General features: G+C 70.9%; 14 protein-coding genes and 1 tRNA gene. 8 read left to right on the plus strand and 7 right to left on the minus strand.

The genetic code is table 11. From position 1 onward, the window contains the following. Positions 1–62: 62 nt before the first annotated feature. The 3 genes from ACIBBA_RS05905 to ACIBBA_RS05915 all read right to left on the minus strand — a co-directional run bounded on the left by ACIBBA_RS05905 (position 63) and on the right by ACIBBA_RS05915 (position 2,306). The gene (locus ACIBBA_RS05905) at positions 63–1,244 is read right to left on the minus strand and encodes a low temperature requirement protein A (protein WP_396694178.1); all 1,182 of its coding nucleotides are present in this window, start codon (positions 1,242–1,244) and stop codon (positions 63–65) included. A 198-nt stretch (positions 1,245–1,442) separates the two neighbouring features. Then, positions 1,443–1,997 carry a DUF5994 family protein gene (locus tag ACIBBA_RS05910; RefSeq protein WP_396694180.1) on the minus strand — a complete coding sequence of 185 codons (555 nt, stop codon included), beginning with the start codon at positions 1,995–1,997 and terminating at the stop codon, positions 1,443–1,445. A 3-nt stretch (positions 1,998–2,000) separates the two neighbouring features. Then, complete coding sequence (locus ACIBBA_RS05915; protein WP_357047837.1) at positions 2,001–2,306, minus strand: LapA family protein; 306 nt, start codon at positions 2,304–2,306, stop codon at positions 2,001–2,003. A gap of 735 nt (positions 2,307–3,041) precedes the next feature. Here ACIBBA_RS05915 and ACIBBA_RS05920 point away from each other — a divergent pair. The 6 genes from ACIBBA_RS05920 to ACIBBA_RS05945 all read left to right on the plus strand — a co-directional run bounded on the left by ACIBBA_RS05920 (position 3,042) and on the right by ACIBBA_RS05945 (position 9,040). Then, positions 3,042–3,215, plus strand: a complete 174-nt coding sequence (locus ACIBBA_RS05920; RefSeq protein ID WP_396694182.1) for a hypothetical protein — start codon at positions 3,042–3,044, stop codon at positions 3,213–3,215. After that, positions 3,212–4,234, plus strand: coding sequence for a glycosyltransferase family 4 protein (locus ACIBBA_RS05925; RefSeq protein ID WP_396694184.1), 1,023 nt, complete (start codon positions 3,212–3,214; stop codon positions 4,232–4,234). Before ACIBBA_RS05920 ends, ACIBBA_RS05925 begins: the two co-directional genes overlap by 4 nt. A gap of 154 nt (positions 4,235–4,388) precedes the next feature. After that, positions 4,389–5,525 (plus strand): glycosyltransferase, encoded by a 1,137-nt coding sequence (locus ACIBBA_RS05930; protein WP_350867696.1) that lies wholly within the window; start codon positions 4,389–4,391, stop codon positions 5,523–5,525. Then, positions 5,522–6,574, plus strand: coding sequence for a glycosyltransferase (locus ACIBBA_RS05935; protein ID WP_350867694.1), 1,053 nt, complete (start codon positions 5,522–5,524; stop codon positions 6,572–6,574). Before ACIBBA_RS05930 ends, ACIBBA_RS05935 begins: the two co-directional genes overlap by 4 nt. Continuing rightward, positions 6,571–8,064 carry a glycoside hydrolase family 130 protein gene (locus tag ACIBBA_RS05940; RefSeq protein WP_396694185.1) on the plus strand — a complete coding sequence of 498 codons (1,494 nt, stop codon included), beginning with the start codon at positions 6,571–6,573 and terminating at the stop codon, positions 8,062–8,064. The genes ACIBBA_RS05935 and ACIBBA_RS05940 overlap by 4 nt, the downstream gene beginning before the upstream one ends. Before the next feature lie 256 nt (positions 8,065–8,320). Beyond that, complete coding sequence (locus tag ACIBBA_RS05945; RefSeq protein WP_396694332.1) at positions 8,321–9,040, plus strand: SigB/SigF/SigG family RNA polymerase sigma factor; 720 nt, start codon at positions 8,321–8,323, stop codon at positions 9,038–9,040. A 69-nt stretch (positions 9,041–9,109) separates the two neighbouring features. Here ACIBBA_RS05945 and ACIBBA_RS05950 read toward each other — a convergent pair whose 3' ends face one another. The 3 genes from ACIBBA_RS05950 to ACIBBA_RS05960 form a co-directional block, all read right to left on the minus strand. Beyond that, positions 9,110–9,610, minus strand: coding sequence for a DUF1772 domain-containing protein (locus ACIBBA_RS05950; RefSeq protein ID WP_396694187.1), 501 nt, complete (start codon positions 9,608–9,610; stop codon positions 9,110–9,112). A gap of 217 nt (positions 9,611–9,827) precedes the next feature. After that, positions 9,828–10,415, minus strand: a complete 588-nt coding sequence (locus tag ACIBBA_RS05955; protein WP_396694189.1) for a hemerythrin domain-containing protein — start codon at positions 10,413–10,415, stop codon at positions 9,828–9,830. Further along, positions 10,408–11,625 (minus strand): hypothetical protein, encoded by a 1,218-nt coding sequence (locus ACIBBA_RS05960; RefSeq protein ID WP_396694191.1) that lies wholly within the window; start codon positions 11,623–11,625, stop codon positions 10,408–10,410. The genes ACIBBA_RS05955 and ACIBBA_RS05960 overlap by 8 nt, the downstream gene beginning before the upstream one ends. Positions 11,626–12,010: 385 nt before the next feature. On the opposite strand from ACIBBA_RS05960, the gene ACIBBA_RS05965 reads away from it, so the two are divergent. Together ACIBBA_RS05965 and ACIBBA_RS05970 are read left to right on the plus strand one after the other, a co-directional pair. Then, positions 12,011–12,325, plus strand: a complete 315-nt coding sequence (locus ACIBBA_RS05965) for a hypothetical protein (protein ID WP_396694193.1) — start codon at positions 12,011–12,013, stop codon at positions 12,323–12,325. A 187-nt stretch (positions 12,326–12,512) separates the two neighbouring features. Further along, a tRNA-Arg gene (locus ACIBBA_RS05970) sits at positions 12,513–12,585 on the plus strand. A gap of 170 nt (positions 12,586–12,755) precedes the next feature. Here ACIBBA_RS05970 and ACIBBA_RS05975 read toward each other — a convergent pair. After that, a complete protein-coding gene (locus tag ACIBBA_RS05975; RefSeq protein WP_396694195.1) occupies positions 12,756–13,469 on the minus strand; it encodes a VOC family protein in 714 nt (237 codons plus the stop codon). Positions 13,470–13,555 lie beyond the last annotated feature (86 nt).

A 13,555-nucleotide genomic window follows, 5' to 3' on the forward strand; every position in this document is an offset into this window, starting at 1 on the left:
CCCGCGGTAACCGGCCTCGCCGGCCCATTGCCCACCCTGAGCAGACGCCCGCCGGCCGCCAGCTACATGGAGGGCGCCGGTGGCTCGGGTGGGTTTCCGTAGGCACGGATGCCGTCTGCGACGGCGACTCCCGCCAGTACGAGGGTGGCGGTGATGCCGGCGACCAGCGAGGGCACCAGCACCAGGGCGGGCGCCGCGACGACCAGCACGAACAGTGCGACCAGGCGGGACGGCGACACGCGGCTGAACACCTCGTATTCGAATCGGGCTCGTCCGGCCAGGAACAGCGCGGGTCCGCCGAGAATGATGCCGGCCAACCAGGGCGTGGTGTGCTCGGAGGGATGGGCGATGACAATCTCGAAACCGGCGGCGGCGGCGACCACGCCGGCCACCATGAGCAGGTGGGTGTAGGGGGCGGACCGGACGAATCCGCCCGGGTCCCGGGAGGACTCGATGGCCGCCTTCAGCAGGGCCCCGGCGCGGTGGACGTAGATCTGCCACAACAGCACGGTGGCGAGGAACGCGACCACGAGCGCCGCGGTGCTGCCGGCCGTCACGTCGGCATCGGCGTAGGTGAGGGTGGTGACGAGGACGAGATCGCCGAGGGCGAGAGTGAAGAACTGCTGGTAACGCTCCGCCAGATGGTCGGCCGCCACCCGGTACTGGGACATGGGTATCCGACCGAGTTTCGGCGTGGGGTACCGGAGCCAGGCCGACCCGTAGTCGACCGCGAGCGCGGCGGCCCACAGCAGACCGCGCGCCAGACCCGTCACCATGCCGCCGGCGAGCCACGGTACGGCGGAGACCACGAACCAGAAGATGAACCTGCTGGCATGTAGTTGCGCCATGCGGCCGTGCAGCGCGGCGGCGAGGAAGATGCCGCGTCCCACGTGGATCGCCACGTATGCGCCCGCGAAGACCAGGGCGCGGTCGGCGAAGGCTCCGGGCAGCGAGCCGGCCATCAGGATGGTCCCGATCATGACCCAGAGCGTCATGATGAAGATCGGAGGCCGCTGCGCGTGGTAGAAGTCGGTCGCCAACGCGGTGATGGACCAGACCCACCAGATCGCCATCAGCAGCACCACGGCCTGGAAGACCCCGACCCAGTCGAGACTCCGGGCCAGGGTTCGTGACGTCAGGGCGAGTGCGGCGACGAACACGAGATCGAGGAACAGTTCCAGCAGGGTTGCCCGCTGGGGTCCCTCACCCTCACGCGTCAGCCCTACTGCTTGGTCGGTCGTCATCGGTTGCCCGCCTACTGACTCCAGGGTCTTGAGGGCATCGAGGAGCGGCCTGCGAAGGAAAGCCGGGCGAGTCTGGTGCTCCCAGGATGGCCATGACGAATATTAATGGAGTAATGGGGCATTCGGCCGAAAAGGCGTGGTTTATCCAAGAAATGGCCCTGGTCATCCCTTTGACGTTTCCTCTGCCGGCCGTCCCGGTTACTCGCGCATGGGGCTGACCCGAGAATCCCGGCCCCTGACTCCGTTGCCACCGCCCTCGTTGTCCCACTCCGCGTACGAATCTGTGCTGGCCGTCGACGCCCGGGCGGGTACCACCCGGACGGCGGCCAGGATGTCGGGCGCGCGCCTGAGGTTGGCCGGGTCGGCGGCGATCGCCATCGCCCGCTCCGCTGCCGCCGCCGGGGTGCTGGGCGGTACCACGAGCAGGTCGATCTGGGTGTCCCGGTCGGTGGTGGCGACCAGCACGGCGGGGTCGAGGGAGTCGAACCAGCCGAACCGGACCACGTCCGACCCGACGGTCAACCGGCGGAATCGGTCGTCCCAGGTGCGGAGGTTGAGCACGACGTTCCGGATCCGGCCATGGCGTTCGGTCAGTGCGACGAGCAGGCCGGGGAGTTCGGCGGCCGGATCCCAGGAGCGCGGCCACCACCCGCCGTCGAGCACCGTCCGTCCCCGAGCGGTGGCGAGTACGAGCCGAGGTGCGATGGGCGTCGAAGCGGGAATCATGGCGTCCGGGTGCCGGGTGACGGACACGGCTCAGCCTTCCTGGTGGGACAGCGGCGAGGCCGGGGGGAGCCCGGTCGTTGGCGGGGAGGTCGGTTCGGGCTCGTAAGGCCCCGCCGCCCGCTTCGCGGGACGGCGGTGGCGCATCCTCAGCTGGACGATCCGGGCCGTGCCGGGGAGGGCGACGAGCAGGACCCCGGCGACCGCGGCCAGTAGCAGCGCCACACCGATCGGCAGGGCGACGTGGGCGCCGAGGAACGTCACCTCGGCGCGCTGCCCGTTCTGCAGCACGAAGATCAGCAGCAGCAGGAGCACGACGGCGAACACCACGGCGACCACCCACAGATCCCCGATTCGCGAGCGCTTCAGCGCGGGTCGAAGGGGAGCCGGGCGAGCGTCGGCGGGACCGTCGTGTCCGTTGACGGTGGAGAGTCGGACGTTCCTGTTTCGGGGTGCGGTCATCACGAACCGCCGCCTTCCGATGGGTGCCCGGCGTACCTGGCTGCCGGCGTGGGCCAGCGCGGGCGGGGGTGAAGGCGGGCCGGCGACGGACCGTCGCGGCCCGGCGTGCAGGCGCGGGGGAGGTGCCGGCCGTCGGCGCGACGGGAAGTCGGCGACCTGGCCGATGGATGTACGGCGGTGGGTGACGCGGTGACCCCGATCGGTGCGGTGCGTCCGCCGGCAGCGGAGCGTCAGTCACCAGGGGTCCCGAGCGACAATGCCAGCGTACGCCTCCGCTGCGGATACCGCTGTGCAGGCAGTTTCCGGGTGGCCACTGCATGCGGTGATGGTGCAGATCCACGCTGTGCGGCGTACGGTGGGCATGTCGCCCGGGCCCGCGGTGGCCGCCAGGTGCCGCCGCCACCAGCCCGCAGGGGCGTTCAACGACCGTCATCCCATCGCCACAGCATGATCGTCGTGCTGGCTGATCGCCGACCAGGCTCCGGCCACTGGATCCACCGGTCACGGCACGTCCAGGTTCGCCCCGACGGCGGGTGATGGGATCCGACCGGCGCGTCCACACCCCCGTCCGTGAGCGTGACCGTTCCGGACGGCTTCACTAGGGAGCACCCGATGAGGATCGCCAGGCACAGGATCGCCACCGCCCTTCGCGAACGGGGCCAGCAGGCCAGGGCCGACTGGGTCGAGCGGGAACTGCCGGAGCAGGTGGACCCGGCCAAGCACGCCGGGCTGCTCGCCACCCTGCGTCTCGACCTGGCCGACCTCGCCGACGCGCCATCCCCGTGAAAGTGGCGCTGCTCGGACCGGTCGCCTGGCGGACACCCCCGTACCACTACGGCCCCTGGGAACAGGTGACGGGCCTGCTCGCCGAAGGGCTGGTCGCTCGCGGCGTGGACGTGACACTCTTCGCGACGCTCGACTCCGCCACCTCCGCCACCCTCGACGGTGTCTGCCCCCGGGGGTACGCCGACGACCCCGCCATGGACGGCCGGGTGTGGGAGGCCATGCATGTCTCCCACGCGTTGACCCGCGCCGGGGACTTCGACCTGGTGCACAACCACCTCGACTGGTTGCCGCTGGCCTTCGCCGAACACTGCCCCGCGCCGCTGCTCACCACCGTGCACGGCTTCTCCGGCGCGGGGATCCTCCCCGCCTACGCTCGGGCCCGCTCGTCCTACGTGTCGATCTCTGACGCCGACCGGGCCCCGGGGCTGGACTACGTCGCCACGGTGCACCACGGCGTCGACCTCACCGGGCTGCCGTTCACCAGCGATGCCGGCCCCGGGCTGGCCGCGTTCGGCCGGATCCACCCCGACAAAGGCACTCACACCGCCATCGAGATCGCCCGCCTCACCGGCCGGCCGCTCACCATCTGCGGCATCGTCCAGGACGAGCGGTACTTCGCCGAACAGGTGGCCCCGCACATCGACGGCGACCAGGTCACCTTCCTCGGGTCGGTGGGCCCCCGACGGCGCGCGGAGGTCCTGGGCGCCAGCACCGCCCTGCTGCACCCGATCGCCTTCGACGAGCCGTTCGGGCTGTCGGTGGTGGAGTCGATGGCGTGCGGCACACCGGTCGTCGCCTTTGCCCGCGGGTCCATGCCGGAGGTGGTCGACGACGGGGTGACGGGATATCTCGTGCACACCGTCGAGCAGGCCGTCGACGCCGTCACTCGGGTCACCGGCCTCGACCGGAGCGGCTGCCGGGAACGGGCCCGGCAGCGCTTCGGCGCGGACCGGATGGTCGGCGACTACCTCGCCGTCTACGACGAACTCACCCGCCGGTCGCGACGCGGGACCCGCTGACCGCCCGAGGAAGCATGCCCGACGAGGGCCCGCAGCCGCGGTGACCCAGCCTCGAACCCGTTCCGCCGGCGACACACGCTCGCCGGCGTACGCCGAATCGCGTGAGGCCGCCCCCGTACCCGGTGGCGTCCGACAACCGGAGGGCACGACACCCATGCTCAGCTACGGTTTCCTCAGCACCCACCCACCGACCCGGTGCGGACTGGCCACTTTCAACTCCGCACTGGCCACTCACCTGACCGCCGACGGTACGCCCGGTGGCGTCGTGCGAGTCACCGACGGAAGCGACGACCAGCGGCCCCGCCCCGGCGTCGTGCACACCTGGTCGGCGCGCGCCCCGGCCGGCTGGCGGGATGCCGCCGCCGCGCTGAACGCCTTCGACGTGGCCATCGTCCAGCACGAGTACGGCATCTACCCCGGTGCCGACGGCCAGGACGTCCTGCCGTTGCTGCGCCGGCTCGCCGTGCCCAGCATCGTCGTCCTGCACACCGTGCTCCGGCAGCCCTCCGCCCGGCAGAAGTCCCTGCTGGAGCAGATCGTCGCCGCTGCCGGCGCGGTCGTCACGATGACTGACACGGCCCGCGACCGGCTGATCGTCGGCTACGCCGTGAACCCGGGCAAGGTCACGGTCATCCCGCACGGCGCGGCCGAGCACACCGGCGTGCCGGCTGACCGCCGTACCCGCCCGCACCTGTTGACCTGGGGTCTGCTCGGCCCCGGCAAGGGGATCGAGTGGTCGATGCGGGCCCTCGCGCGGTTGCAGGACCTCGACCCGACACCCACCTACACCGTCGCGGGCCGGACCCACCCCAGGGTGATCGAGCAACACGGCGAGGCGTACCGGGCGGGTCTGCACCAGCTCGGCGCCCAGCTGGGCGTGGCGCACGCCGTGGACTACCAGAACGTCTACCACGACGAGCATGAGCTCGGCGCGTTGATCCGCTCCGCCGACGTGGTCGTGCTGCCCTACGACTCCCGGGAGCAGGTCACCTCCGGCGTGCTCATCGAAGCGGTGGCCGCCGGGGTGCCCGTCGTGGCCACGGCGTTCCCACACGCCGTCGAGCTACTCACCGGCGGCCCTGGTCTGGTCGTACCCCATCAGGATCCGGCGGCGCTGGCCGCGGCGATCCGGCGGATCCTGACCGAACCGGGCCTGGCCGTCCGGCTGGCCGGCCGGATCCGGCCGCTGGCCGAGCAGCTGCGGTGGCCGACGGTGGCCGCCCGCTACGGCACTCTCGCCGAGCGGCTCATCGCCGCCCGCCCGCCCGCGGTCAGTGTGGCGTCGGCGTGACCGCGACCACCGGCCGCCCGGCCGCACCGTTCGGCGCTCGCGGGCTCGCCGTTCCCGCACCCAGCTTCACGCACCTGACCCGGTTGAGCGACGACACCGGCCTCTTCGAACACGCCCGGCACGCCATCGCCCGCCGCGAGCACGGCTACTGCACCGACGACGTCGCCCGCGGCCTGGTCGTCACCAGCCGCGAGCGGGAGCCGACCGAGGCGGTGCTCCGACTCGCGGAGCGCTACCTCGCCTTCCTGACCCACGCGCAGGATGCCGGCGGCGCCTTCCACAACCGGCTCGGTCACGACCGGCGCTGGACCGACGAGCCCGGGGTCGGTGACTGGTGGGGTCGGGCGCTGTGGGGGCTGGGCACCGCCGCCGCCCGCAGTCCCGCCGGCTGGATCCGGGAGGAGGCGCTGGTCGCCTTCAGCAGGGGTGCCACGCGGCGCTCCCGGGCACCGCACGCTATGGCGTTCGCCGGGCTCGGCGCCGCCGAGGTGCTGCGCCGCCACCCAGGGCATGCCGCCGCGGCCGCGCTGCTGGCGGACGCGGCCGGCACGGTCGGCGGACCCGGATCGGACCCGCGGTGGCCCTGGCCCCGGCAGCAGCTGACCTACGCCAACGCGGCCCTCGCCGAGGTGGTCATCACCGCCAGCCAGCTGCGCCACGGCGGCCCGCCGCTCGACGACGGGCTGCGAATGCTGGCCTGGCTGCGGGACGTCCAACTCCGCGACGGACGGCTGTCGGTGATACCCGCCGGTGGGTGGCGGCGCGGCGCGGAGCGACTGCGCCACGACCAACAGCCGATCGAGGTCGCCGCCTTCGCCGACGCCTGCGCCACGGCCGCCGCGGTCACCGGAGACCGGGACTGGGACACCGGGGTACACCAGGCGGTCGGGTGGTTCCTCGGCGACAACGACGTCGGCACGTCGATGTGGGATCCGGAGACTGGCGGCGGCTACGACGGGCTGACCGCGCACGGACCCAACCTCAACCAGGGCGCCGAATCCACCCTCGCGCTGATCTCCACTCTGCAGCACGCGGCGCGGTGGTCGTGACCGGACCACCGGCCCTCCGGCAGGCGCTCACCCTCACCCCTGATCCACGCCGGGTCATCGTCAAGCTCTTCGTCCCTGGTGAGGACGCCGCCCTGGTACGCACTCGTGCCGGGGCACTGATAGATCGCGTGGCGCACCTCGACGACGAGGAAGCCGCCCGGCTGCTGCGGGACACCATCGACCGCTTCGGCGGTCGGCACCGGGACCTGGACCGCACCTTCCACCACCACTACGACCTCGTCCGTCACCGGGTCGCCCGAGCCCGGGACCTTTCACCCACCACCCGGCAGCTGGTCGGCGCCTACTTCAGCCACGAGTACGCGGTCGAGGCCGCGGCGCTGTGCAACCCGTCGACGGTGGCCCATCCCGACCAGAGCGCCCTCGGCGCCGGGCAGTTGCGCGTCGCGGTCAGCCTGCGCCAGATCGGCGAGGGTCACCTGTCGTCCATCGGGTTCGCCACCGCAGTCCTCGGACCCGGGCGAAGGATCACCGTCGCCGACCGGTCCGGCCCCTTGGTCGTGGGACAGCGGGTCGGCGTACGGCACCGGCGGGACCTGCTCGCCGCCGGCTTGGCCGAGGGCGACTGCGACAACGAGGTCACCGCCACCGTGCTGGACGCCCTGCCCGAACGGTACGACGAGGCCACCTTCGAGCGGGTGCTCGGCGACCTGCCGCCGGATCTGCTCTCCCGCAGCACCGGGTTGCGCACGCTCGAACAACTGCGCCGTACCAACGCCGGCAGCTACGCCACGAGCTTCCCCGCCGACACCGCACTGCATCAGCGGGTGCTCTGGCCGGCAACACCGGCGGAGAGCAACGGCATGGAGGACGCGCGGTTCGTCCGGTTCACCGACGATTCCGGACCGGTGTACCGGGCCACCTACACCGCGTACGACGGCCGGAACATCGCCACCCGCGGGCTGGCCAGCGCCGACCTGCGGCGCTTCGAGATAACTCCGATGCGCGGGCCGGGCGTACGCAACAAAGGCGTTGCGCTCTTTCCCCGCCCCGTCGGCGGCCGTCACCTGGCTCTCTGCCGCGCAGACGGCGAAACCATCGGTCTGACCTGCCTGGACGGTGCGAGCCGGTGGCAGCCCCCGGTGTCGCTGCACGCTCCGCGCGACAGTTGGGAGCTGATCCAGGTCGGCAACTGCGGATCCCCCATCGAGACCGACGCGGGCTGGCTCGTGCTCACCCATGGTGTCGGCCCGATGCGTCGGTACGCCATCGGCGCGCTCCTGCTCGACCTGCATCGACCGGAGCAGGTCATCGCCGAGCTCCCCGGCGCTCTGCTGTCGCCCGACGAGACCGACCGGGACGGGTACGTGCCCAACGTCGTCTACTCCTGTGGTGGGCTCGTGCACGACGGTGAGCTGTGGCTGCCGTACGGGGCCAGCGACGCCCGGGTCGGTTTCGCCACCGTTCCCGTCGCCGCGCTCATCGCGGCGATGGCGGAATCCGCACCGCCGTCCGCCCGCCCGGGCCGATGATCTTCCACCACTCGGCCCTAAGCCGTTCACGACGGGATGGTCGCGATGACCTGCGCCGTATCAGCCTTTCGGCTAGCTATCTGGTGGCCGTTGGTCTAGTGTCTGGTCCAACGATCGGTGCAGCAGCCGCGAAGCGCCGTCGGGAGCAGCGGAGGAACCAGCGATGACCATCACCACTGAGCGACCCGCCCCGGCGAGCACCCGCGCCGACAACATCACCTCCCCCGACTCCCCGGCGACCCAGCTGCTCAACGCCATGGGCGCGCTGCCCGCCGGCCACCCGTCCCGGCCCGCGCTGCGCGACAAGGCGATCGAGGCCTGGCTTTCCCTCGCCAACCACCTGGCCCGCCGCTACAGCGGTCGAGGCGAGCCCAGCGACGACCTGACGCAGACCGCCGCGATCGGTCTGATCAAGGCGATCGACAAGTTCGACCCGTCCCGTGGTGTCGACTTCGCCGGCTACGCGATCCCCACCATCGTGGGTGAGCTCAAGCGGCACTTCCGCGACCGCACCTGGGACATCCGGGTGCCCCGTCGCCTCCAGGAGCTGCGCCTGCAGATCTCCGACGCCAACAGCACGCTGCTGCAGACGCTCGGCCGCTCGCCGACGGTCGCCGACATCGCCGCTCACCTCCAGATCACCGAGGAAGAGGTGCTGGAGGGCCTGGAGGGTGCCCGGGCCTACAACGCCGTCTCGCTCTCCACCCCCACCGGTGACGGTGAGCGGGCCACCGAGCTGGGCGACATGCTCGGCGGCGAAGACGCCGAGTACGCCCTCGCCGAGCTGCGGGTGTCCCTCGGCCCCGCGCTGGCCACCCTCGACGAGCGCGAGCAGAAGATCCTCATCCTGCGCTTCTACGGCAACCTGACCCAGAGCGAGATCGCGACGCAGGTCGGCGTCTCGCAGATGCACGTCTCCCGGCTGCTGGCCCGCGCCCTGGTCAAGCTTCGCGGCCAGCTCACCGACGCCCGCTGACGCGGGCCAGTGGGCCCGGCGGCTGCCGGCAAGGTGCTCGCGCGGACCGGCCGCGCGTCGGTTGCCGGCTCAACCGGCGGCATTGCCGCGGACCATCAGCGCCCAGGTGAGGCAGCCGAATGCGGCCGTGTTCGTGAGCGCGCGGACGATGTTCCAGGTGACCCAGCTGGCCTCGAATCGCTCGCGTACGGCCGCGAGATCGGCGATGCGGCCGGGCTCGCCGGCTGCCGCGAGCGCGTCGTTGAGCGGGACGTTGACGGCGATGGTGACGATCACCGTCAGCAGGTAGAGGGCGAGCCCGCCGATGATCCACGGCAGGGCCGGTCGTCCTTCGCCCCGCCAGGCCAGGACGGCCGACAGGGCGGCGAACACCACCGCGCCCAGGAAGCTCAGCATGAACCAGCCGTTGACGATCGTCGTGTTGATCCGCTGCATCGCCTCCACGAAGGTCCGGTCGTCGGCGCCCTTCAGCGCGGGCATGATCGCGTACGCGAAGGCCGCGAACAGCCCGGCCATCAGCCCGGTGGTGATGGTGGCGGCGATCAGCGCCGCATGCTGTGCGAGCCTCATCGGTCCCGCCTCCGGTAGCCGCCGGCGGCGAGAACCAGGACCGTGCGCTGCTCTCGCGATGTCGTCATACGGATCATTCAAGAGCCGATACGGCAGACTCTCCATAGCCGAAGCTCGCAGCTTGATGTTCGATCGTCTACACGGACGCGAGGTGGTGGCGTCCCGAACCGGGAAGCCACCACCTCGCGCGTCAGGCCAAGCCGCCGGACCTCCGGTGTCAGCCTTTACCGGCGGACGGGCTGCGCAGCGCATCCCGGACCCGGTCGATGACCGCCAGAGCCGGGCCGGCGGCCAGGTTCCCCTTCGCGGACTGTGCGCTGGGGTGCGGCCGGGTCGGGGCGGTCGCCTCGGCGGCGCGGACCGCGGTGGCGAGGCTGCGCAACCGGCCAGCCGGCACGTGCTGACGCAGCTGGGGGAATTCGTACCGTTCCTCGTAGCGGGCGTGGGTGAGCACCGCGTCGCGTAGCAGGATGATGCCGGTGTCGAAGCCGTCGGCGTCCACACCGCCGGCGATCAGCGCCTGCAGCGTCTCCTTGGCCTGACGTTCCTCGGCCAGCCGGTCGTCGACCATCGCGTCACCGCCACCCCCGGGCAGGGTACGGCTCAGCGGATGGATGACCTCCTCCTCGGCGGTCTCGTGGGCGGCGAGCAGCTTGACCAGGTCGTCGAAGGCGTCCCGGCGGGTGTCGCCGGTGCCGCCGATGACGAGCAGGAACAGCTGCTCGATCCGTGCGTGCTGGGCGAGCAGCAGGTCGACCACGTCCTCCTCGGGGCCCGGCGTGTTCGAGGCGCCGGCGTCAGGCATGGCTACCTCCCTCGCGGGCACGCAGCTCCGCCACCGGGTGCGGCCCCTCGGTCTCGAGGCGGTACTCGTCGCCGAACCGCTCCCGGTGCAGTTCGATGACCTGCTCGCTGGGGGGCTGCTGGCCGTCGTGCAGCTGCTGCTGCATCCACTCGAAACGCTCGTGCGCCTCCCGTACGTAGCCCTCGCCGAGCTTGTTGAGGTCCATCTGGGTGGCCAGCAGGTGGCGCAGGTACTCCTTGTTGGGCTCGAAGGTCAGCGGCTCGGGCAGGCCCGTGCTGCCGACGATCTCCTCGGGCTCCCGGCCGTCGTGCCGGCGCAGGAGGTCCGCGGCCTGTTGCAGGTGGGCCAGCTCCATCTGCAGGTGCAGCTCCCAGACCGCCTTGATCCGGGGGTCGCTCTCCTGCTGCAGGAAGGAGTAGTAGAGCCAGCATTCGTTGTACTCGTGGGTGAGCAGCCGCTCCCACCAGGTCTCACCCGGGTCCACCAGGGACTCGTAGTGCGTGACGTGCTCCTGCTCGATCAGGCTGATCTCCTGGTAGAGCTGCCGTGCGATCGGCTCCATGTACTGCGGGCCGACGTTCATGTAGTAGAACATCACCTGCTGCTCGGCCGAGAGGATCGTCAACGCGTGCAGCTTCGACCGCGGGTCGACGCTGTTGCGGTCGTACGGGGTGCGCACCTCGTCGAACGGGTGCCGGTGTTCACGTACGGTGGGCCGCCCCGGCATGACCTCGGTCAGCCCGTTGACGACCTTCTCCGCCTTGCGTCGCTCCACCATCTCGTACAGGTTGGCGTAGCGGTAGAGGTGATCGAAGTCCTCCAGGACACCGAACTCGTACGCCTGCTTCAAATAGGGGTCGGGTTCGTGGCGAGCCACCCAGGCGGTCAGGTCCACCGCCACCTGCTCGTAGCCCAGCGTCGTCTCCAGCACACTGGCCACCCCCGGCAGCAGCCAGTTCACCACCCGCTGCTGCTGGTTCTCCACGTACCGGACGTACGCGAGTTGGCGACGGACTTCCTGGTCGGGGCAGTTGCGGGCGAACTGGTGCTGGAAGTTGATCGCCTCGACCTCGATACCGTTCATCGTGATGATCCGGCAGCGGGTGTAGGGGTCGACCGCTTCCGGGTCGATGGGTTCCACGTTCAGTTCGCGCCAGTTGCGGATCTGGCTCTCCAGGGGGATCCCCTTGTGATCCAGTGGATTGAACATCCTCGCTCCGTTCGCTTCGTGCGACGTTGCCCGCACCGTCGGGGTGTCGGCGCGGGTGACCCCACCGGGGAGCTTGCGGACAGGGGCCAGACCGAGAAAGGCCCCCGGGTGTGGGTCCCCGGTGAGCCGCCCACCGTGGACGAGCCGCGGTGGCGGCGAAGGCCGATGTCTTGACCCGTTCTGCTCCTACCCTCGGCGAGGGCTCCTACACCGCGGCGTTCCGGTTCGCTGAGTCGCTGTCGGATGAGCCGCGGGGTGCGCCGACACGGGCGGGCCGAGCCAGCGGAGTTTCTCGCCATCGTGGTGTTAGGACTGTGTGATCAGGGGTAGTTGTCCGCCGGCAAGCAAACCGGCAAGCTCGATATACGCAGAGACAGGACGACATATGACTACCTCCGCTGACACCAAGAGCCGCACCGGGCGTGGCGACCTGACCGAGGCCCGGCACGACCGGTTCCACGCGGACGAGACGAAGCCGTCGTGGAAGACCACGGAGTTGTTCGTCTACCTGGCCGCGGTGATCGGCGTGCTGATCGCCTCCCAGACGGTCGGTGACGGTGCGGCCAACAACGGTGCCGACTACTTCGCCGCTGACAAGGCGTGGTGGTACATCACCCTGCTCACCATCGGGTACCTGGTCAGCCGCGGCCTGGCGAAGTCCGGCAGCCGCAGCCGCGACAACGACCCGCGTACCCACTGATCGCTGCGTCCTGAGGCCCGCCGGTCGGCCGACCCCTTGCGGGTCGGCGCCCGGCGGGCCTCGACGTGTCCGGGCGGAGCCGGACGGTGGTCGCGCGCCTCGGCGGCCTCGGTCGGTGGGGGCAGGGCCGCGGGGCCGCTCCCTGCCACCCCCGGTCACCTCGCAGGTCGCTAGACTTGGCCCTCGCGCCCCCGTAGCTCAGGGGATAGAGCAACGGTTTCCTAAACCGTGTGTCGCAGGTTCGAATCCTGCCGGGGGCACCTCGATGATCAGCCAGAACGCTACCTGAGCAGGGAATACTCACCGGGCTCGACTAGTGCGCGTGTGTAGCTGCAGGCCACTGAAGGCCGCCGATTGTCGCAGGCCGCGGAGTATGCACGGAACGATCTTGCACGTGCCTCGCCGGGTCAGCCGGTCGGCGAGGATTGCCCTAGCAGACCAGGCAGAACGGGTGGCCGGCCGGGTCGGTGAAGACCCTGAACCGCTCGCCGCCGGCATCTGTACGGGACGCGCCCAACTCCAGTGCCCGGGCCTCGCCGGCGTCGAGGTCGTCGACAACGAGGTCGAGGTGGGCCTGCTGCGGGTAGACCGGGTCCGGCCAGCGGGGCGGGTTGTAGTCGCTGATCCGCTGAAACATCACGTTCCTGCCGCCAGCGGAGATGAGCGCGCCCTCGGGGCCGTCGTAGGTGACGTTCATGCCGGTGAGGTCGGCGTAGAAGCGGGCCAGGGCTGACGCGTCGGCAACATCGAAGGTCACCGCAAACAGGGTCATCACCGGGCCGATGCCGTCGGCCTGGCACAGGTCGAACGGGTGACCGGCCGGGTCAGCCAGCGTGATCCAGGTCGGCCCGTCGGCCAGTCGCGTCGCGCCAAGGGCCACCGCCCGCCTGGCCGCCGTCTCGGGATCGTCGATTTGCAGGTCGAGGTGGATCTGCTGCGGGTGCTCCTGCCCGGGCCACCGTGGCGCGAGGTGGTCCGGTGCGCGCTGGAACTCGACCTCCTGCCCGTCCGGAGTACGGATGCCGAACCGGTCGGAATCGTTCCGGACGATGTCCCAACCGGTCAGCTCGGCGTAGAACGAACCGACCTTCTCGATGTCCGCCGCGTCGAATATGGCGAGGTCCAGGCGAGCTGTCACGGTCATGACCGCATCCTGCCTCAGCCCTGCGACAAGGTGGCAGACCGCGTCAGTGGTCGTGTCAGAGGCGTGTCAGGCCGGTGACAGGGCGG

Source organism: Micromonospora sp. NPDC051006 (genome assembly GCF_044456245.1).
Classification (GTDB): domain Bacteria; phylum Actinomycetota; class Actinomycetes; order Mycobacteriales; family Micromonosporaceae; genus Micromonospora.